Here is a 20,317-nt window from a genome sequence, read left to right on the forward strand (position 1 = left end):
AAAACATGCTGGACACTTTACTAATAAATATCGGTCAATTGCTAACAATGGATCAAGAAGATGGCTTGTTAAGACGGGAAGCGATGAACACGCTTCCTGTTATCGAAAACGGTGCGGTTGGAATTGAAAATGGTGTAATCACTTTCGTTGGAACAGCAGAAGAAGCAAAAGGACTTCAGGCGAAAGAAGTTATTGATTGTGGTGGGAAAATGGTTTCTCCTGGTCTTGTTGACCCGCATACTCATCTTGTATTTGGTGGATCTCGTGAAAATGAAATTGCACTAAAACTACAAGGAGTTCCGTACTTAGAAATTTTAGAACAAGGCGGAGGTATTCTTTCAACTGTAAATGCAACGAAACAGGCGTCGAAAGAAGAACTTGTTCAAAAAGCGAAATTCCATTTAGACCGTATGCTATCTTTCGGAGTTACAACTGTAGAAGCGAAGAGTGGTTACGGATTAGATGATGAGACAGAATGGAAACAATTAGAGGCAACTGCACAATTACAAAAAGAGCATCCCATCGATTTAGTTTCTACATTTTTAGGTGCTCATGCAGTTCCGAAAGAGTATAAAGGTAGATCGAAAGAATTTTTACAATGGATGTTAGACCTACTACCAGAAATGAAGGAGAAGCAATTAGCTGAATTCGTTGATATTTTCTGTGAAACAGGCGTGTTCTCTGTTGAAGAGTCGAAAGAGTTTTTATTAAAAGCGAAAGAGCTTGGCTTTGACGTGAAAATTCATGCAGATGAAATTGATCCTCTTGGTGGTGCGGAAGCAGCGGCTGAAATTGGTGCAGCATCAGCCGACCATTTAGTTGGTGCTTCTGATAAAGGAATTGAAATGCTTGCAAACTCTAATACAGTAGCCACTTTATTACCAGGAACAACTTTCTATTTAAATAAAGAAAGCTTTGCCCGCGGTCGTAAAATGATCGATGAAGGTGTTGCAGTTGCGTTAGCTACAGACTTTAACCCAGGTAGCTGTCCAACTGAAAACATTCAGCTTATTATGAGCATCGCAATGTTGAAGCTGAAAATGACACCAGAAGAAGTTTGGAACGCGGTAACAGTTAACTCTTCTTATGCTATTAACCGAGGCGATGTAGCTGGGAAAATTAGAGTTGGTCGTAAGGCAGATTTAGTTTTATGGGATGCTTACAATTATGCTTACGTACCGTATCATTACGGCGTAAGTCATGTAAATACAGTATGGAAGAATGGTAATATCGCATATACAAGAGGTGAACAATCGTGGAGCACGGCCACTATTTAAAGAAGAATGCAAAGTTTATCGATCGTGAAGTGACGAAATGGAGTGAAATGATTAAAGATTGGGAGGAAGGCGTGGAAATATTCGGTGCTGCCTTAATTGGAGCACCCCTTTCTAAACCATCTATTAGTCATTCAGGAGCAAGTTTTGCGCCAAAAACGATTCGTGCGATGTTGGATGCATATAGCACGTACGCGATTACAGAAGAACACGATATGAAAGAAAGTGTTTTATATGATTGCGGCGATATTACGATGCATGTGACGGATATAAAAGAAAGTCATAACCGAATTGCGAAAACAGTTGGTCATGTAACGAAAGTAAATCCGAACATGATACCAATCGTTCTTGGCGGGGATCACTCAATTAGTTTTCCGAGTATAACAGGATTTGCAAACAGTAAAGGAAAGGTCGGGATTATTCAATTTGATGCCCATCATGATTTACGTAATTTAGATGATGGTGGTCCGTCAAATGGTACTCCGTTCCGTAGTTTACTAGAAAATGATATTATTACAGGAAAACAACTCGTTCAAATCGGAATTCGTAATTTTTCAAATGCACGAGCGTACCATGAATATGCAAAAGAACACGGTGTGACAGTTTATACAATGAAAGATGTACGAGAGCGAGAAATCAAAGATATTATTATAGAAAGTATTGAAGTATTAAGAAAGCAAGGCGTGACCGCTATTTACATTTCTCTTGATATGGATGTACTAGATCAAGCATTCGCACCAGGTTGTCCAGCGATTGGTCCTGGTGGAATGGACAGTACGACTTTACTTGATGCGATTGAATTGCTTGGTAAAGAACCGCTTGTGCAAGGGATGGATATTGTAGAAATTGATCCAACCCTCGATTTTAGAGATATGACGAGTCGAGTAGCTGCGCAAGTGATTATGAGTTTTCTTTTGGCCAGGGAAACAGTCCATAAACAGGTTAGTATATAGGCGTGAAGTTAATGGAGAATTTTTACCGATTCCGTATAAAAAGACACATTACTACTCATATGTAGTAATGTGTTTTTATGTAAAAAGAGAAGGCAAAATTAGAATGTATGTATGTGTGGAAAAGTTAATAAGATTGCGGATTTTTAGTGATATTTTACGAAGTCATTTTCTTAGTTTATAAGAATTGACACGAAAAATAATTTTATGATAAAATAAAAATTTTGCTAAAAAATAGAATGTGTGTTAAGATTGAGAAGGTTACCATATATGGAGGTGGATTATTTGTTTCAAATTGGCGATAACATTGTTTATCCAATGCACGGAGCAGGTATAATTAAAGCCATAGAAGAGAAGGAAATCGCAGGGAAAAAACAACAATATTATGTTATAAAAATGTCGGCTAGTAACATGGAAATAATGATTCCTGAAGGTAAAATATTGAATTCAAATATACGACCAGTAACGGATATCACGGCATTAATACACATAATGGATATTTTTCAACATGGAGAATCAGATAGATTACTTACGTGGAAACAAAGGTATAAATTGAACACTGATAAAATAAAAACGGGTAAAATGCAAGAAGGCGCTGAAGTTGTGCGCGATTTAATGCGTATACAGAAAGAAAAAGCACTTAATGCAAGCGAAAAGAAAATGTTAGATAATGCACATGAATTTTTGATTAGTGAACTAGGATTAATTGAAGGTATCACAGAAAATCAAATAAAAAGCTTTTGTTAAGATTCATTACAAATAATGTATTATGTCCCAAAAAAGATTTTGAGTTTTTTGGGAGCATAATTATAGAAAATTAATCCTTTCAAAGACATTCAACTCTTTCAAACCACTTTTAGAGCATTAACCTCTTTTGTTATTACTACAATCAAATCCATTTTTATTTTTTAATTCTTTTACGAATGTTCGAAGTTTAATGAAATACTTCGATAGAATAGTTACTTGATTTTTGCAATCCTGATTCACACTGGCACGGACAAGGAGCCGTAAGGATGAAAGAGAGGTAGGGCTTTCATTGTTTTAGGTATATAAGTTATTATTTTTAGAAGAATACTGAACTATTTTCACTTCTATTGATAAGGGATTTTTTATATGTGAAGAGATAAAGAAATTGATACCCATATATGGTCAACTAAAAAGGTTTCCTACTAAGGAAACCTTTTTAGTTGATTTATCCCGCTATTTGCCGGGCAGTAAGACCCCCACCTCAAAATTTAGCGGAAGCAAAGGAGTCAGGTAGGGATCAACTGCCCGTAAAAGCCCGATTGGTGAGGGCTAATAATCAGTGGGGAATGAACAAAACCCCCACTGATTTTATAGTATTCTATTTGTTTGATATTCGAATATTTCGTGTTTAAAGCGTATAAATTGACGTTACTATCTAAAAGTAAGTATGATGCGATTATAGTGAGAATATTTTTAGGGGGAAGAAAAATGACAAATTCAAATAAGAAAGCGGCAAGTATTTATGAAGGAACAAATGTAAACGCTTGGGGATCTTTTGAAAATATTGAAGAAACGAAGTTGTTTGATCAGATTCAAGTCGGAGCTTGGTCTCTTCGTAATCGCATAGCAATGGCACCGATGACGAGATGCTTTGCAGACAATGAAACTGGAGTAGTTGGTGCTGATGTAGTGGAGTACTATAGAAAGCGTGCTGCTGACGGAGTTGGATTAATTATTACAGAAGGAATTGTCATTAGTCCGAGAGCGAAAGGGAATCCAGGAGTACCAGGGATTTATACGCAAGAACAAATCGACTCTTGGAAACCTGTTACAGAGGCAGTACATAAAGAAGACGGGACGATTATTGCTCAAATATGGCATGTTGGACGTATGAGTCATCACGAAATAATTGGTGGGCAAATGCCGCAAGCGCCTTCTGCAATCGCTGCAGAAGGGAATGTTCCGCGTTTTCGTAAACCATTTGATACACCAGAAGCAATGACGATACAAGAAATACAAGAAGTTATCAGTCAATACGCACAAGCTGCGAAAAACGCGATCGAAGCTGGGTTTGATGGGGTAGAAATTCACGGTGCACACGGATATTTAATTGATCAATTTACTTATGAGTTTGCTAATAAGCGTACTGATAAATATGGCGGTGACTTAAAGCAAAGGTTAACGTTTATGAAAGAAGTAACTGAGGCTGTAATAGAAGCAGTTGGAGCTGATAAAACACTTCTTCGTTTCTCTGCTTTTAAAGGGGATAATCCTACTTATATGTGGGAAAACCCTGAGCTGGCAATTGAAACATTCGTAAATATGTTTAAAGAAGTTGGATTAACGATGATTCACCCTTCAACGATGAATTATACGCAAGTGATTGCTGACGGAAAGAATTTTCATCAATTAGTAAGAAAATATTGGGATGGTACGATTGTTGGAGTTGGTAATTTAAATCCGAAAGAGGCAGAAGAAGCACTGCAAGAAGGAACAATTGACGTAGCTGCATTCGGAAGACCGTTAATTGCGAATCCAGATTTTGTTCATCGAATTAAACATGCTGAAAGTTTAGTTGAATATGACGCGAAAGAGCATCTTGCTACATTAATTTGAATAAAGATAAAAGGAGAACACATGGAGTGTTCTCCTTTTATTATGGAATTTCATAGGGGGAAGCGAGATGAGTGAAACGCTACTCGTTATTATTAGTATATTACTATTATTAATGTTGCTTTTAATCGTCTTTTTTATTATCACATTTTTTATAAAAAAACGGACGCATCATTCTATTTTAAAATTACATCCATACTTAGGAAGAATGCGTTACTTACTGGAAAAGATAGGGCCGGAATTCCGACAATATTGGTTTGATCACGATACAGATGGAAAACCTTTTTCACGCTACGATTTTCAAAGTGTTATGTTTTTAGCGAAGTATCGCTCTGAAATACTTGGTTTTGGGTCGAAACGAGATTTTGAAGCATCTGGTTATTATATTGCTAATACGTTGTTTCCGGTATTAACAGAAGAATTAAGTGTGAACGTAACGCAAGAACGTGAAGGGAAAAAGTATGTGATTCATAAAGAAGGATTATTTTCACGGAGAGAAAAATTGACAGCGGATACAACGAATCTTTGGTTATACGAAGAAGACGATGCAATTATCGTCGGCGAAAATTGTAAATATCCGTGGAAACTGTATGGCATGTTTGGGGCATCAGCAACTTCTTACGGTGCGATTGGCGAAAATTATATTTTAGCGAGCGGCTTTGGAGCGAAAATGGCAGGCGGATCGTGGATTAATACTGGTGAAGGTGGCGTTATTCCAGAACATTTACATACAGGGGCGAATATCGTTGCGCAAATTGGTCCAGGACTATTTGGATACCGTGATGAGGACGGGAATTTTTCAATGGAGAAATTTATGGAGAAAGTGAAAGAAAGTAATATTAAAGCATTTGAATTGAAATTTGGGCAAGGTGCGAAAATACGTGGTGGTCATTTAGAGGGGCAAAAAGTAAATGAGAAAATTGCTTCTGTTCGGAATGTACGAGTAGGAGAGACGATTAATTCTCCGAATCGATTTTCATTTTTGAACAATGCGGCAGATACACTTTATTTTATTCAGCGTTTGCAAGAAACTGGCGGGAAACCAATCGGTATGAAAATTGTAATTGGACAGCAGCAGCCGTTGGAAGATTTATTTAAAACGATGAAAGAGTTAAATATCTATCCGGATTTTATTACAATTGACGGTTCAGAAGGTGGATCAGGAGCAACATATAAATCGATGGCAGATAGTATGGGGATGCCGCTTATTCCAGCGTTACTGACATGTATTGATACAGCGAATCAGTATGGTGTTCGTGATAAATTCAAAGTGTTTGCCTCGGGGAAATTAATTACACCAGATAAAGTGGCAATTGCTTTAGCGATTGGTGCAGATGCTGTAAACTCGGCACGTGGTTTTATGATGGCAAGCGGTTGTATTATGGCGCTTCAATGTAATTCTGGCCAATGTCCATCTGGTGTTGCCACGACGAATCCGCACTATCAAAAAGCGTTAGATCCGTATGAGAAGAAGTGGCGAGTTATGAATTATATTATTAGTATGAGATATAGTTTGTTTTCGTTAGCAGCAGCAGCGGGAGTAAAGAGTCCACGTCATTTAAAGAGAGATCATATTGTATTTAAAGATGAGATGGGGCGGATAGTTCCTCTCTCAGAATTGTTTCCTACTAGTAAATAGAAGTAAGCTATGTTTAATAGATTAAAAGTCATACATTTGTATGGCTTATTTTTATTAAAAAAATAGGTGTTTTATTTTCTGAATATTTTTACTTTAATTCTTTTTAAAAACCGGGTAATCCACTGGGATAAAGGCGTTTATGAAGGTTTTCACATGCAGTAAAAAACACCTGTTCACTTGAAAGAACAAAAAATGTTTGTTAAGGTAGGGAACCATAAGCGAAAACAAGAAAATAGAAAAAGTCATTTTTCGAAATTTTGAATGGCTTATGTAACTAAGGGAGAGATTTGGTGAAGATTGAGATTATGGTTTCGCTTGCTATTTATATGGCAGGTATGTTGTATATCGGTTATTGGTCTTATAAGAAGACATCCGATTTATCAGATTATATGTTAGGCGGAAGGGGACTCGGTCCAGCAGTTACAGCTTTATCAGCTGGTGCTTCTGACATGAGTGGTTGGATGCTAATGGGATTACCTGGTGCGATGTATGCGACAGGGTTATCAAGTGTGTGGATTGCGATAGGTTTATTAATAGGTGCTTATGCAAACTATTTAATTCTTGCCCCGCGTTTGCGAACGTATACAGAAGTGGCTAATGATTCAATTACGATTCCAGACTTTTTAGAGAATCGATTTAAAGATCGTACGAAAATACTTCGTTTTGTCTCCGCTATCGTCATTTTAGTATTTTTCACATTTTATGCGTCGGCTGGTTTAGTATCAGGTGGACGTTTGTTTGAAAATTCTTTCAACCTTGATTATAAAATTGGTTTATTTGTAACTGTCGGTGTCGTAGTTGCTTATACACTATTCGGTGGTTTTTTAGCAGTAAGTTGGACCGACTTTGTGCAAGGGTGTATTATGTTTATTGCTCTCGTATTAGTACCAATTGTTGCTTTTACAGATGTCGGTGGTGTAACAGAAACATTCAATACAATTAAGCAAGTGGATGCATCACATTTAGATATGTTTAAAGGGACCACAATTCTTGGTATTATTTCCTTTTTAGCATGGGGCCTTGGGTATTTTGGTCAACCACATATTATTGTCCGCTTTATGGCAATTACCTCTATTAAAGATTTGAAAACTTCTCGTAGAATCGGTATCGGTTGGATGGCGATTTCCATTATAGGTGCAATGCTTACTGGCTTGGTTGGTATCGCCTACTATGCTAAAAATAATGGGACATTACAAGACCCAGAAATGGTCTTTGTAACATTCTCAAACATTTTATTCCATCCGTACATTACTGGGTTTTTATTGTCAGCTATATTAGCTTCTATAATGAGTAGTATTTCCTCGCAATTACTTGTTATTTCAAGTGCAGTAACGGAAGATTTCTATAAAACATTTTTCCGTCGTAACGCAAGTGATAAAGAACTTGTATTTATCGGTAGACTGTCAGTTTTAGTAGTAGCTATGATCGCAGTTGTTTTAGCGTATCATCCAAGTGATACAATTTTAACACTCGTCGGTTATGCTTGGGCAGGATTTGGTTCAGCATTCGGACCTGCCATTTTATTAAGTTTATATTGGAAAAGAACGAACAAATGGGGCGTTCTTGCTGGGATGATTGTTGGTGCAGTAGTTGTAATTACTTGGGTACAAATTCCAAGTTTAAAAGCGACTATGTATGAGATGGTACCTGGATTCTTCTGTAGTTTATTAGCTGTTATTATCGTAAGTTTAGTAACGAAAGAACCAGTTAAAGCAATACATCGTGAATTTAATGAGATGGAAGCAGTGCTGGAAGAAGAAACGAAATGATTTGAAAAGGGAGTAAACGGTGAATAGTGTTTACTCCCTTTTCATTTTAAATGAAATAAGTAACTTGTTGACAAAGAAAAGTAAGTAACTTATAATAAGTGTTAAGTTCGAGGTAAATGATATTCTAAATCACGTTTTATCCCACTTTAATGGGCGGTAAGCCCCCCCACTGATTATGGTATTAAAGTGAGTAAATTTTTTGGAAACTATCTTGAAATCGAGATAATTTCGATAAGTTAAACGTTAATGTGTAATTTTATAATTAATATCTCGAATTCGAGATAAAATTATCATGACGGATTTTACTAGGCAGTATGGAAAAAATGAATAATGAATTTTAATGTAAAGCAATTTTTATAATAGAATAAAAAGGAGTGGACGAAATGGAAAAGAAAACAATGGGAATTCATCACATTACAGCAATCGTAGGACATCCACAAGAAAATGTAGATTTTTACGCTGGTGTGTTAGGTTTACGTTTAGTAAAACAAACAGTGAATTTTGATGATCCAGGTACGTACCATCTTTATTTTGGTAATGAAGGAGGAAAACCGGGAACAATTATTACGTTTTTCCCATGGGCAGGTGCTCGTCAAGGAGTTATTGGTGACGGTCAAGTAGGAATCACTTCTTATGTTGTACCAAAAGGGGCAATGCAGTTTTGGGAAAATAGATTAGAAAAATTCGATGTTTCGTATACAAAAATGACTCGATTTGGAGAGCAGTATTTAGAATTTGATGATCCACATGGTTTGCATATAGAATTAGTAGAAAGAGAAGAGGGTGAATTAAATAATTGGACTTTTGGAGAAGTTACGCCAGAAGTAGCAATTAAAGGATTTGGTGGTGCAGTTCTTTTATCAACGCAGCCTCAAAAAACAGCCGAACTGTTAGAGCACGTTATGGGTCTTGAGAAAATTGGGGAAGAGGGCGAATTTGTTCGATTCCGTTCTTCTGCTAATATTGGAAATATTATTGATTTGAGATTATCGACAATTGGTCATGGCCAAATGGGCGTTGGTACAGTGCATCATATTGCTTGGAGAGCGAGTGACGATGCTGATCAGCTAGACTGGAAAGAGCATGTGTCCCGTTTTGGATACCACGTAACTCCTGTACAAGATCGAAATTATTTTAACGCAATTTATTTTAGAGAACACGGTGAAATTTTATTTGAAATTGCAACAGATCCCCCTGGTTTCGCTCATGATGAATCGTTAGAGACGATGGGTGAGGAATTAAAGTTACCGGAACAATATGAAAAACATAGAAAACAGATTGAACAAACGCTTTTACCATTTGAAGTGAGACATTTAGATTAAAGTGATTGAAAGGGGAAAAGGATTATGATGAAACATATTTTTCAAAAAGGAAAAGATACGTCAAAACCAGTATTGCTATTACTTCATGGTACAGGAGGTAATGAATTAGATTTATTACCACTTGCAGAAATAATTGATCCGGAAGCATCTGTATTAAGTGTTAGAGGAAATGTATTAGAAAATGGCATGCCACGTTTCTTCCGTAGATTGGCAGAAGGCATTTTTGATGAAGAAGATTTGATTTTCCGTACGAAGGAATTAAATGAGTTTTTAGATGAAGCTTCAAAAGCATATGAATTTGATAGAAATAACATTGTAGCTATCGGGTATTCAAATGGAGCAAACATTGCGGCAAGCTTATTATTCCATTACGAAAATGCGTTAAAAGGTGCTGTGCTTCATCACCCAATGGTGCCTAGAAGAGGAACACAATTGCCTAATTTAGCTGGGAAATCCGTGTTTATTGCTGCTGGGACAAATGATTCAATTTGTTCATCTTCTGAGTCAGAGGAATTGAAGCTACTATTAGAAAATGCAAACGCTAATGTAACAATGCATTGGGAAAATAGAGGACATCAATTAACGATGGGTGAAGTAGAAAAAGCAAAAGAATGGTATGGAAAAACAGTTCTATAAGTATAAATAATAAAAGAAGCATCTGCTAACGATTAGCAGATGCTTCTTTTATTATTTAAGACTGGATTGCAAGGTGAGGTGAAGAAAGTGGTAGGTGAATATCAACGACCGTACCTTTATTTAATTCACTTGAAATGTGTAATTTACCATGATGTTCTTCAATTATTTTGTAACACATCATTAATCCTAGCCCTGTGCCTTTTTCTTTTAAACTATAAAACGGTTCGCCTAAACGGGAGATACGATCTTCTGGGATACCGCAACCTTCATCGATGATCCGTATTAAGATGAAATTACCCTCTAATGGTTTTGTTTGGATGAAAATATTTCCGCCATTTGGCATTGCTTCAATCGCATTTTTTAATATATTTATAAAAACTTGTTTTAATTGGTTACCGTCACATTGAATATCATATACGTAATCAAAATGGTCCATAATGATATGAACGCTGTGCATAATAGCAGTCGGTAAAATAAATGTAACTACCTCTTCAATTAAAGTTTGTATGTTACAAGTTTGGATTGCTAATACTTGTGGTTTAGACATCGCCATAAATTGACTCGTGATAGATTCCATCTGTGAAATTTCACTTAACATAACATCGATATACCACTTCTGCTCCTCATTTATTTCAGGGAGTAGCAATGTTAGAAAACCTTTTAGAGAAGTGAGTGGATTTCGAATTTCATGAGCAATTCCAGCTGTCAGTTGTCCGACTACGGCGAGCTTTTCAGATTTTCGTAATAACTTTTCCGTTTCCTTTAGCTCAGTAATATCTCTTCCCATTACGATAAGACCTTTACGGGAGCCGTCAGGGTGATAGAGAGGAACCTTCGATATACTTAAGATTAGGTCGAAATCATCTCTATGAATAATAAATTCTTCACCATGAAGAATTTGTCTTTGTTGCCATGCTAATTCATCGACTTCTTCACAATGTAAAAAAGCTTCTCGGTACGCTTCATTATATTGAATGAGTTCACTATCTTTTTTTCCGTGGTAAGGTACATGATGGAAATTGAAGCAAGAAAGTGCGTAGTCATTTGCCTCAAGCCAGCGCCCTTCATGATCTTTAAATATAACAAATGCAGGCATGGAGTTTACTAATGTACGCAACCTCTTCTCACTTTCTTTAAGCTTTTTCTCAATTCTTTCTGATTTTTCAAGAGGCTTCATAATGGCATATACGCCAGTTAGACGATTTTGGACAAAAATAGGAACTAGTTTTGTCACGACGTCTAATAAAAATCCATTTTTATGATAAATAGATAATATATACTCGTGCTGATTATCAGCTTTAGTGTTCTTTATATTTTGTAATACTTGCTCAGAAATATGAGCTTCTAAAATAGAGGTAATGCTTTTTCGTTCTAATTCTGAAGAAGTGTAACCTAGTGTTCTTTCGGCAGAAGGATTAGTGTGTATAATAATTCCTTCTAAATTTAATGAAATAATACCATCAGGGTTGTGTTCGAACAGAGATGCATACATTTCTGTTAATGAACGATCTTGTATATGGTTCCGTAAACGTCTAGAAATGTTCGGATGACGTTTTCTTTGAGTTGATGAATATTTTTTACGACTCATAATAGTTCCTCCGTACAAATAGCATCTAAAAAGATTTGTCTATTCATAACTATAATATAGATGTAATGTGTATTTCTATAAAAAATGGAAGTTATATAATAAATTTTGTTTTCTTTATTTTGGAAAAGTGCGTATAGGGTGGTAATAAGGGGAGCTTATATTGTTTTATAAATCATTTGTAAGTTACAGGAGTAGGTTTTCCTTATAACATTAGGGTAGAAGAGGGGGAGAGAAAATGAGAAATTATATTCAAGGTATCGATCATGTACAAGTAGCTGCGCCTGTAGGGTGTGAAGAAGAAGCGCGAGAGTTTTATAGTAATAAAATTGGTATGGAGGAAATCCCAAAGCCAGAGGAATTAAAGAAGCGCGGTGGGTGCTGGTTTAAGTGTGGAAATCAAGAGATTCATATCGGAGTTGAGCAAAACTTTACCCCAGCTAAAAAGGCACATCCGGCTTTTTATGTTTTAAAAATAGATGAATTTAAACAAGCGTTAATACAGCAAGGCATTGAAGTAATAGATGATCATGCACGACCAGATGTAATTCGATTTTATGTGTCAGATCCGTTCGGAAATCGAATTGAATTTATGGAAAATAAAAACTAGGTGGAAATCCACCTAGTTTTTTAACCTTTTCTAAACAATCCTAATACTTCAACCGTTTCTGTAATGTTAACGAATGCATGAGGGTCAATTTCAGAAATTGTTAATTTCATACTTGCTAATTCTTCACGAGAAACGACTGTCATAAGTACACGTTTCTTTTCGCTAGAATAAGCACCTTCGCCATCAAGTAATGTAATGCCACGTACAACAGTTGAAAGAAGTTGTTTTTTCATTTTTTCTGCTTCATTTGTTACAATCATAAGTGTAACCTTCCGATGTTTCGTATGAATAGCATCAATAACTTTACCAGTTACATAAATCGAAAGTAAGCTTGTAAGAGCAACATCCCAAGTGAAGAAGAATCCTGCAATGATTACAACGACTGCATTTAAAACAATAAGGAATCCGCCAAGTTTAATATCTCTTTTGCGAGACAACAACATACCGATAATATCAAATCCACCAGTTGATCCATTACAGTTAAAAACAAGACCGATACCAGCTCCGGCAATAACACCACCAAAGATAGATGATAAAAGTGGATCTGTTGCTACGACTTTCACTGGAACATAGTATAATGCAACAGATAATACAATCACAGAGATAATCGTGTTAAAAATGACTTTTTTTCCAAGACCTATGTATCCTAAAATAAGGATAGGTAAGTTTAATACAAAGTTAATAATACCTGTGTTTACAGGAGTTACAATCCCTAAAATAATAGCAATTCCGCCAATTCCACTACTTAAAATTTTGTGGGGGATAAGGAAAAGATTAAAGGCAATCGCAATAATAATAGAACCAATAATAACACCAAGAAATCTGACCATCTCTTTCCCGTCCTTCACTGAAAAATTCATATTATTTCAAGATTATATATGATATTGAAAGTTTTGGGTAAAAACAGTTTATTTCGGAAAATTAGATTAATCAAAAGAATTTGAGTATTTTATCATTTGGAAGGGGATACAGTTATGAAGATAAAAACATATCAACAGAAAAGCCCGTTGAAGCAAGAATGTGAGGATTCTTATTTTTGTAATGAAGAAAAAAAGATTTATGGTGTATGTGACGGCGCAACACCACTTGTCCCGTTTCGTGATGAAAAGGGACATAATGGAGCATACATCGCTTCACATTTATTTGCAAGTTATTTTAATTCATTTCGCGAAAATCATAGTTTACAAGTTGCTGTTGCAAAAGCAAATGAAGCATTGCAAAGAAAAATGTTAGCATATGGAGTAGATACGAGAAAGAAAGAGCATTTGTGGTGCACATGTATCGCGGCAGTCCAAATAGTTGGTGAGAAAATTGAATATGCACAATTAGGGGACTGTATGATTGTTGCAATACTTCAAAATGGAACGATGCAAGTATTAACGAAAGACACGGTCGAAGGAATTAGTAAACGAGCAAAAAAGAAAAGAGAAGAAGATCGTAAAGAAGGGGTATCTGTACTAGAAGAACATGTTTTTCAAGATGTGCGAGAACAGTTAAAATATAATCGTTATCTTGCAAATATGCAGGGGGGGTATTCCGTTGCAAATGGAATGAAAGAAGCGATTCATTATTTACAGCATGGGGAATTACATATAGATGAAGTGAGCGGCATTTTTATTTGTTCAGACGGATTATTCCACCCAGATTGGTCACTCGAACAAACTGTTGCATATATAAGAAAGAATAGTATAAATGAATATGTAGCAATTATTGAAGAGCTAGAAGGAGAAAAGAAAATAAGACCAGATGATAAAACAATGATGATGATTGATTTTTAAGGGAGGATGTTCAAATGGAAATTAAATGTGTTAATTTAACATTTCAAGATGAATTAGTTCCTTTAGAAAAAGTGAATAAACTGATTATCCACCATACATCCGAAGACGGATGGGATGTATATCAAACACATGAATTTCATCAAAAAGTAAGGGGATGGAGCGGGATTGGTTACAATTATTTTATTGAAGAAGATGGAACCATAGTTGAAGGACGAGGTTTACATATTGGAGCACATGCGAAAGATAATAATAGGGATACAATTGGAATATGTATGACGGGTAATTTTGATAAATACGATCCAACTGCCGCACAAATGAATGCATTATATTCTTTATGTAAAATGTTTATGAAGCAGTTTGCTATAAAGAAAGAAAATATACTCGGTCATAGAGAGCTAGAAGGAGTTACAAAAACTTGCCCTGGAAAGCGTTTTTCTATGGTAGAGTTAAGAAACGTACTATCCTAAATATAGAGGAGTAATAAATGATGATGAATATAAAAATACCAAATGATAAAAAAGAAGAGCTAGTAGCACAAATTCAGCAATTTTTCGTTGAGGAAGATTTAGATGAAATTGGACGCTTCCAAGCAGAGCGTTTAATAGAAGAAATGATTAAATTAGTAGGACCATTTGCATACAATCAAGCGATTGGAGATGCTAGAAAGCTTGTAACAGAGAAATTATCTAATATTGAAGAAGATTTGTATGTGTTAGAAAAAAGTGAAGGGAAGTAAACTTCCGTCAATTATAAAATAAGTGTTATGTCACGGCCTTTTTCGATGTTTTATTTGGAAAAGGCCGTGACATTTTTTTATTGTCATCAGGAAAATAATGAAACTTATTCCTCTATCTCGTACTCCATTCTTTTGCCATTTCATCATGATATGCTTCTGTCCAATGATATGGTTGCAACTCTTTTAAAGGTTTAAAAATAATATCTTGTTTAGCATTTGTAATCGCACACTGTACTTCTGGTCCCCAATAAAATAAACGTTCTTGGCATACACCACAAGGCGAGAGTACCTTTAATTCAGAATGCTCATTTTCTCTCGCAAGACAAATAGAATGTGTAACTTTCTTTTGAAATTTATGAGCTTCTAAAATTGCACCTGTTTCCATACAAAGTTCTGTTGAAGCATTTATTACGCCTGGAGCAACACTTGTATAAATTGTTCCATCTTCTACACGAATCGCTGCGGCTCCACCCCAATCGTTTGGATATCTTTGTTCAATTAACTGTTTCACCACATCATATAATTGTTGCTCAATATTCAATTTCTTTTCCTCATTTCTGCCCAAATTCAGGTTTGTTATTTCGAAATATTCTTTCTTTTATCATAATAGCATAAACAAAAAAATGGAATGAACATTTAATTTCAAGCCATCTTTTTGCCAAAAGGAACGTTTTTTTATAAAAAGATTGAGATTAAAAAATATATAATCTTAATTTTATCTTTTTTTAATAATTTGTTTATGGGCAATTTATAGTTGTTATTTATAATTCCTATATATAGCAGCTATGGATACTACGAAAAAAACTTTGGAGGTGTAACACTTTGTATCCAATTAGCTGTAATGAAAATTTAAAACATGAATTGCTCACATAGAGTCTTCTTTTGGAAGAAAAGTGGTGTAATTATTTGTTAAATTAAGGAAGGGATTGGAAAGCTATGAATAAAACAATTTTAAAAACATGTATCATATCAGCAGTTCTAGGTGGAGTTCTATTAACTGAAAAAAATGGAAAAGTAAAAGCAGAAGAGATTACACCACAAACGAATCATACTGGTGTATTTAAAGATGTTCCAAAGGGGCACTGGGCATATGAGGCGATTCAGCAATTAACAGATGAGAAAATCGTTTTCGGATATGATGATGGGAGATTTGGTTTTGGAGATAATGTGACACGCGAACAAGTTGCAGCTTTACTGTATCGTTATTTTAATTTGGCAGAAGAGAAAAATTATGAGAATCCATATGGGGACGTAAGTGAAGAGTCGACAAGCTATATAAAGGAAATCTTGTCTTTAACAGAAATGGGCGTTTTTAAGGGTGACGAGCACGGGAACTTTAGACCGAAGGCATCCTTAACACGTGCAGAAATGGCACAAGTTCTTACAAATGCTTTTCATTTAAAGGCAAAGAGTAATCATACTTTTAATGACGTTTCAACGAACTCATGGGCAAGCAATGCCATTAGTGCTGTTCAAACAAATAATATTGCAAAAGGAGTAGGCGGAGGGAATTTTGCTCCAAATATGGATGTGACGCGTGAACAGTATGCACAATTTTTATACAATGCAATACAAGAAACTGAGAAAACTCAAGAAACGAAAGGGCAACTATTAGCTAGCATACTTGGTGAAACAAATTGGCAAGGGACAAAAGTCTATGACAAAGATCATAATGATGTAACGAAAGAAAATCAGAATTTCATCGGGCTTGCAAAGTATGATGCTAAAACGGCAAGGTATGAATTTTTTAATGCAAGTACAGGAGAGAGTCGTAATGATAGCGGTACCTTTTTTATAACGAATGATGGAAAGAAAAGAGTACTAATTTCTGAGACGCAAAATTACCAAGCAGTTGTTGAATTAACGCAATTAGATAAAGAGAAATTTACATATAAAAGAATGGGGAAAGATGCAAAAGGGAACGATGTAGAAGTATTTGTTGAACATATTCCTTATCAAGAAAAAGAGCTATCTTTCACGCGACCTGATAAAAATTTAGAGAGCTCGACGGGTAAAATAGTTACAGATGTTGATGGAGATAAAATATTATCTAGTACACTATGGAATGGAACGGTGGTATTAGATGAACAAGGTAATAATGTAACAAAATACAATTCAAACTTAATCAGTCTAGCAAAATATGATAAAAATACAAATAAATATGAGTTTTTTAATGTGAATACAGGAGAAAGTCGTGGAGACTATGGTTTCTTTGATGTTGTACATGATAATAAAATAAGAGCCCACGTTTCGTTAGGAAATAATAAATACGGTGCAGTTCTTGAACTTACAGAATTAAATAAAGAGAAATTTACGTATACAAGAATGGGGAAAGATGCGAATGGAAAAGATATAAAAATCTTTGTTGAGCATGAACCGTATACAGGTGACCTAAAACCAAATTTCACAAAGTAAGCCTTTACTGTATGTAGCAAAGGCATTATGTTAGAAAAGGTTAGTAAGGAAAGATCAGAGTGATTATATAATTAAAATAGTTGTTTATAGACAAATAGATGCCTTGAGGCATCTATTTGTCGTTTTAAAATGATTTTTTATGGGTGCAATTTCTCTTTTCTCAAATCTAGTAACTTACTACTTGCACAACCATACATTGTCGTTTTTTCATTTATTTTCTTTATATTCATTAACTTTCTTTTTTACATTACCAACCGTATCTTTAGCAGTTCCTTTTACCTTATCCCATTTTCCTTCAGCTTGTAATTTCTTATTGTCAGTTACTTTCCCGACAACTTCTTTTACTTCACCTTTTACTTTATCAATAGCACCTTCTACTTTTTCTTTTAAACCATGATCATGTTTAGTCATACATTTCTCCTCCTTGTAGTTTGATTAGAATTCTCTTTTCATATTGCAAGTTGAATGATGTATCTAGCAATAGCGTAACAGATTTAGTTTGAATATTCAAATGATTAATAGAGTTGAAAAGGAATTGTCATAAAGTGTATAAAGTTGTAATGAGAAGAGAAAGAATGTTAATTATATGTTTTTGGCGGTCCAGATTGATTTTGTATAAGCGATCTTCATATGGGCACGTTCCATATTATTTTGACTGCTGCTACCGAATCTTGCTTGTCCGACTATTAAATGACAATTGGATTCAATAGCTGTCTCAATTCGCTTTTGAATTAAGGCAGTATGACAGCCTTTACGCTGAAATTCTGGCAAAGTAGCAGAAGCAGCTAATGATGCGACACCCTTATTTATATACAGGACACCAATGCCCGCAGGAATGTTTTGAACTTCAGCTATGAAAAAATGCCATCCTGGTTTATCGTAGAGAATTTCGTTATTTTGGCGCACACCATCTTTTGTAAAGGATGGCATGTTAAATCCACGTACATATATGTCTGCAAAAACATCAAACTCATTTTCTTTTAATTTGCGTACTGAAATGTTAGAAGGAACAAGGGACGGATCTTCTCGCGGTGTACTATATAAAGCGGTATGGAAGCTAGATTGATAAAAACCTTTTTCAGATAAGTATTGAAATAGTTCAGCTGTACCTTGCGCTGGCGTAATTTCAAAACGGCAAGGAATTTGTAGTGAGTGATAATAAGAGATAATCGCATCTATCTCATCTGTATTTATAAATGTAACGCCTTTTACTGTGTTAAAAGCAGGACCAGCAATTACTTTTGATGAAAAGGCAGTGGCACTACTGAACTTTTTCACTTGTACCTGCATTGGATTTCCGTCCATTGCTTGTAGTAGTGCTAATCTAGAAGAAAGCATATGTATTTCTGCGTTTTCAATTTCTTGTGCGGTATTGATTGTCATAATTGTACTCATGAGATTCCCCCGTCAATAAATATATTTCATAGTACATATACGATGTTTGTTCTGAGATTCCTGTTGAAATGTAAGAGAATAAGGGGTTTTTTGGAAGGGAAATGGAAGTGAACTGTCGAAGGGAGTAGAAACAGATTAAAGGTGGTGCTCTCATGAAACAGAAAGACGTGCAGACATGCTCTAATTGTGGTTCTCAAAATATAGGAGAAGGTGAGTTTGTCGGTTATGCACAAATACGGAAAAAGGAGACGATGTTCACATCTTCACCAGTAGATGCTTATATTTGTACAGATTGCGGGAATGTCCTTTTATTAAAAGTACGACATTATGAAAAGTTTAAGCAGAAGCCGTTATGATTATTAAAAAGTGTTTTTATTAGGGAAGTTAATAGGAGAAATATTTTACATATATATGAATATGCCTTATATAAAGAGATAACAACATATACTGTGTGGGATGCTTATTAATCGTTGCACAACGTACAAAAATGTATAGAAGAAATTGTGAATTAATTGAGATAGAAAATTAGCCATTCTGGAAATATTTCATATCGAAAACTCCTTTAAATAAATAAAGGAGTTTTTATTTTTGGGTAACAATAATTACCTTTAATTGTTATAATTGGTTATTGAGATGGGAGGTTTTTATTCACACCATAATCATAAAAGAAAACTAGCTAAATTATATAGAAAACCGCTATATAACACATTCGCAACCGTAAGTTGACAAAGTGCAACCGCAGGAAGATAGAGACAAGGGCAATGTTTACATACAATTTAGGTAAGAAAACAAAGGGGGACACACACATATGGGATTTGGTGAAAAGCTTTTTAAATTAAGAAAGGGAAAGGGCCTTTCTCAAGAAGCATTAGCTGAAAAATTAAACACGACAAGGCAAGCGGTTAGTAAATGGGAAAACGGTCAAGGTTTTCCTGAAACTGAAAAGTTAATAATGATTGGAAATGTTTTTGAAGTATCACTCGACTATTTATTAAAAGAAACTGCAGAGAAAAGTAATGAAAATATGGATGGCTATTACGTAAGTCAGGAAATGGCAGAAGGGTATATAGTGTACGGACAAAAAATTTCTAAATATATAGCGCTAGGGTTTAGTTTGCTCATTTTATCTACAATACCGTATTTATTATTTAAAGAAAATGTAACAATGTCTATGTTCCTTGTCATCATTATTGCTGTCCTTGGTATTGGAGCAATGATGGTACCTGTAATGATAGAAGAGAGTCGATACAATGTATTAAAAAAGGAAGAATTATTATTTGATCAAAACTTTCTAAAAGAATTGACAAAAAGATATGCAATTATTAAGAAAAAGTATGCTGTAGTAATAATCGTTGGATTTTGTTTTATAGCAGCAGGAGCGCTACCTTTTTTATTTGAGAAAAAGCATATCACTTCAGGAGAATTAGTCCAGTATCACCCTTATTGTGTTGTACTTATTGCTATTGGAGTTTATCTTTTTGTTCGTGTGTTAGGAGTATTAGAGGCGTATCGAATTTTAGTAGAAAATAAAGAATATAGTAATCGTCTTATTTTTAAACTGAAAAAGAAAGTGAGAGAAAAAGTGGATAATTTTTAATAGGAGAAAACATATTTTTATGAAAAGTTAA

At 35.1% G+C, this 20,317-nt stretch carries 20 protein-coding genes; 15 read left to right on the plus strand and 5 right to left on the minus strand.

Annotated elements, in window-relative coordinates:
• The first annotated feature begins 5 nt into the window (after positions 1 to 5).
• The 8 genes from hutI to MR070_RS14245 all read left to right on the plus strand — a co-directional run bounded on the left by hutI (position 6) and on the right by MR070_RS14245 (position 10,170).
• On the plus strand, positions 6 to 1,277 hold the full coding sequence (gene hutI, locus MR070_RS14210; protein ID WP_000887529.1) for an imidazolonepropionase: 1,272 nt from the start codon (positions 6 to 8) through the stop codon (positions 1,275 to 1,277).
• Entirely contained in the window at positions 1,256 to 2,227 is a 972-nt protein-coding gene (gene hutG, locus MR070_RS14215) for a formimidoylglutamase (RefSeq protein ID WP_242261500.1), read from the plus strand. Before hutI ends, hutG begins: the two co-directional genes overlap by 22 nt.
• 282 nt (positions 2,228 to 2,509) lie before the next feature.
• A complete protein-coding gene (locus tag MR070_RS14220; RefSeq protein WP_172801695.1) occupies positions 2,510 to 2,971 on the plus strand; it encodes a CarD family transcriptional regulator in 462 nt (153 codons plus the stop codon).
• 708 nt (positions 2,972 to 3,679) lie between these two features.
• Entirely contained in the window at positions 3,680 to 4,807 is a 1,128-nt protein-coding gene (locus MR070_RS14225) for an alkene reductase (RefSeq protein WP_044793432.1), read from the plus strand.
• 67 nt (positions 4,808 to 4,874) lie between these two features.
• On the plus strand, positions 4,875 to 6,443 hold the full coding sequence (locus MR070_RS14230) for an FMN-binding glutamate synthase family protein (protein WP_000005198.1): 1,569 nt from the start codon (positions 4,875 to 4,877) through the stop codon (positions 6,441 to 6,443).
• 290 nt (positions 6,444 to 6,733) lie between these two features.
• Positions 6,734 to 8,212 carry a sodium/proline symporter PutP gene (putP, locus tag MR070_RS14235; RefSeq protein WP_000687601.1) on the plus strand — a complete coding sequence of 493 codons (1,479 nt, stop codon included), beginning with the start codon at positions 6,734 to 6,736 and terminating at the stop codon, positions 8,210 to 8,212.
• A 383-nt stretch (positions 8,213 to 8,595) separates the two neighbouring features.
• Entirely contained in the window at positions 8,596 to 9,534 is a 939-nt protein-coding gene (locus MR070_RS14240; protein ID WP_000412749.1) for a ring-cleaving dioxygenase, read from the plus strand.
• 24 nt (positions 9,535 to 9,558) lie between these two features.
• Complete coding sequence (locus MR070_RS14245; RefSeq protein WP_000975439.1) at positions 9,559 to 10,170, plus strand: alpha/beta hydrolase; 612 nt, start codon at positions 9,559 to 9,561, stop codon at positions 10,168 to 10,170.
• Positions 10,171 to 10,225: 55 nt separating this feature from the next.
• Here the strand turns inward: MR070_RS14245 and MR070_RS14250 are convergent, their stop codons facing one another.
• Positions 10,226 to 11,758 (minus strand): BA3702 family sensor histidine kinase, encoded by a 1,533-nt coding sequence (locus tag MR070_RS14250; RefSeq protein ID WP_048550127.1) that lies wholly within the window; start codon positions 11,756 to 11,758, stop codon positions 10,226 to 10,228.
• Positions 11,759 to 11,993: 235 nt separating this feature from the next.
• On the opposite strand from MR070_RS14250, the gene MR070_RS14255 reads away from it, so the two are divergent.
• Entirely contained in the window at positions 11,994 to 12,365 is a 372-nt protein-coding gene (locus MR070_RS14255) for a VOC family protein (RefSeq protein ID WP_001246942.1), read from the plus strand.
• Between the two features lie 20 nt (positions 12,366 to 12,385).
• On the opposite strand, the gene MR070_RS14260 is transcribed toward MR070_RS14255, so the two are convergent.
• Positions 12,386 to 13,195 carry a YitT family protein gene (locus MR070_RS14260; protein ID WP_000251333.1) on the minus strand — a complete coding sequence of 270 codons (810 nt, stop codon included), beginning with the start codon at positions 13,193 to 13,195 and terminating at the stop codon, positions 12,386 to 12,388.
• Between the two features lie 144 nt (positions 13,196 to 13,339).
• Between MR070_RS14260 and MR070_RS14265 the strand changes: the two genes are divergently transcribed.
• Genes MR070_RS14265 through MR070_RS14275 form a run of 3 tightly spaced genes read left to right on the plus strand, consistent with a single transcriptional unit; the run spans position 13,340 to position 14,879 of the window.
• Positions 13,340 to 14,143, plus strand: a complete 804-nt coding sequence (locus MR070_RS14265; RefSeq protein ID WP_242261501.1) for a protein phosphatase 2C domain-containing protein — start codon at positions 13,340 to 13,342, stop codon at positions 14,141 to 14,143.
• A gap of 14 nt (positions 14,144 to 14,157) precedes the next feature.
• Positions 14,158 to 14,610: a peptidoglycan recognition protein family protein gene (locus tag MR070_RS14270; protein ID WP_000402971.1), complete on the plus strand. Its 453-nt coding sequence runs from the start codon at positions 14,158 to 14,160 to the stop codon at positions 14,608 to 14,610.
• 17 nt (positions 14,611 to 14,627) lie between these two features.
• A complete protein-coding gene (locus tag MR070_RS14275) occupies positions 14,628 to 14,879 on the plus strand; it encodes a DUF2164 domain-containing protein (protein WP_001983516.1) in 252 nt (83 codons plus the stop codon).
• A 112-nt stretch (positions 14,880 to 14,991) separates the two neighbouring features.
• Here MR070_RS14275 and MR070_RS14280 read toward each other — a convergent pair whose 3' ends face one another.
• Positions 14,992 to 15,420 (minus strand): cytidine deaminase, encoded by a 429-nt coding sequence (locus MR070_RS14280; RefSeq protein ID WP_001019674.1) that lies wholly within the window; start codon positions 15,418 to 15,420, stop codon positions 14,992 to 14,994.
• Positions 15,421 to 15,815: 395 nt separating this feature from the next.
• Here MR070_RS14280 and MR070_RS14285 point away from each other — a divergent pair, with 395 nt between their 5' ends.
• Entirely contained in the window at positions 15,816 to 17,294 is a 1,479-nt protein-coding gene (locus tag MR070_RS14285) for a DUF4822 domain-containing protein (protein WP_041184245.1), read from the plus strand.
• A 207-nt stretch (positions 17,295 to 17,501) separates the two neighbouring features.
• On the opposite strand, the gene MR070_RS14290 is transcribed toward MR070_RS14285, so the two are convergent.
• On the minus strand, positions 17,502 to 17,705 hold the full coding sequence (locus tag MR070_RS14290; protein WP_000160412.1) for a CsbD family protein: 204 nt from the start codon (positions 17,703 to 17,705) through the stop codon (positions 17,502 to 17,504).
• A 171-nt stretch (positions 17,706 to 17,876) separates the two neighbouring features.
• Positions 17,877 to 18,689, minus strand: a complete 813-nt coding sequence (locus MR070_RS14295; protein WP_139896247.1) for a GNAT family N-acetyltransferase — start codon at positions 18,687 to 18,689, stop codon at positions 17,877 to 17,879.
• A gap of 152 nt (positions 18,690 to 18,841) precedes the next feature.
• Between MR070_RS14295 and MR070_RS14300 the strand changes: the two genes are divergently transcribed.
• Together MR070_RS14300 and MR070_RS14305 are read left to right on the plus strand one after the other, a co-directional pair.
• The gene (locus tag MR070_RS14300) at positions 18,842 to 19,045 is read left to right on the plus strand and encodes a hypothetical protein (protein ID WP_000810212.1); all 204 of its coding nucleotides are present in this window, start codon (positions 18,842 to 18,844) and stop codon (positions 19,043 to 19,045) included.
• Between the two features lie 452 nt (positions 19,046 to 19,497).
• Entirely contained in the window at positions 19,498 to 20,286 is a 789-nt protein-coding gene (locus MR070_RS14305) for a helix-turn-helix domain-containing protein (RefSeq protein ID WP_000505633.1), read from the plus strand.
• Positions 20,287 to 20,317: the final 31 nt, after the last annotated feature.

This window comes from Bacillus cereus group sp. BfR-BA-01453 (genome assembly GCF_022662915.1).
GTDB lineage: Bacteria > Bacillota > Bacilli > Bacillales > Bacillaceae_G > Bacillus_A > Bacillus_A paranthracis.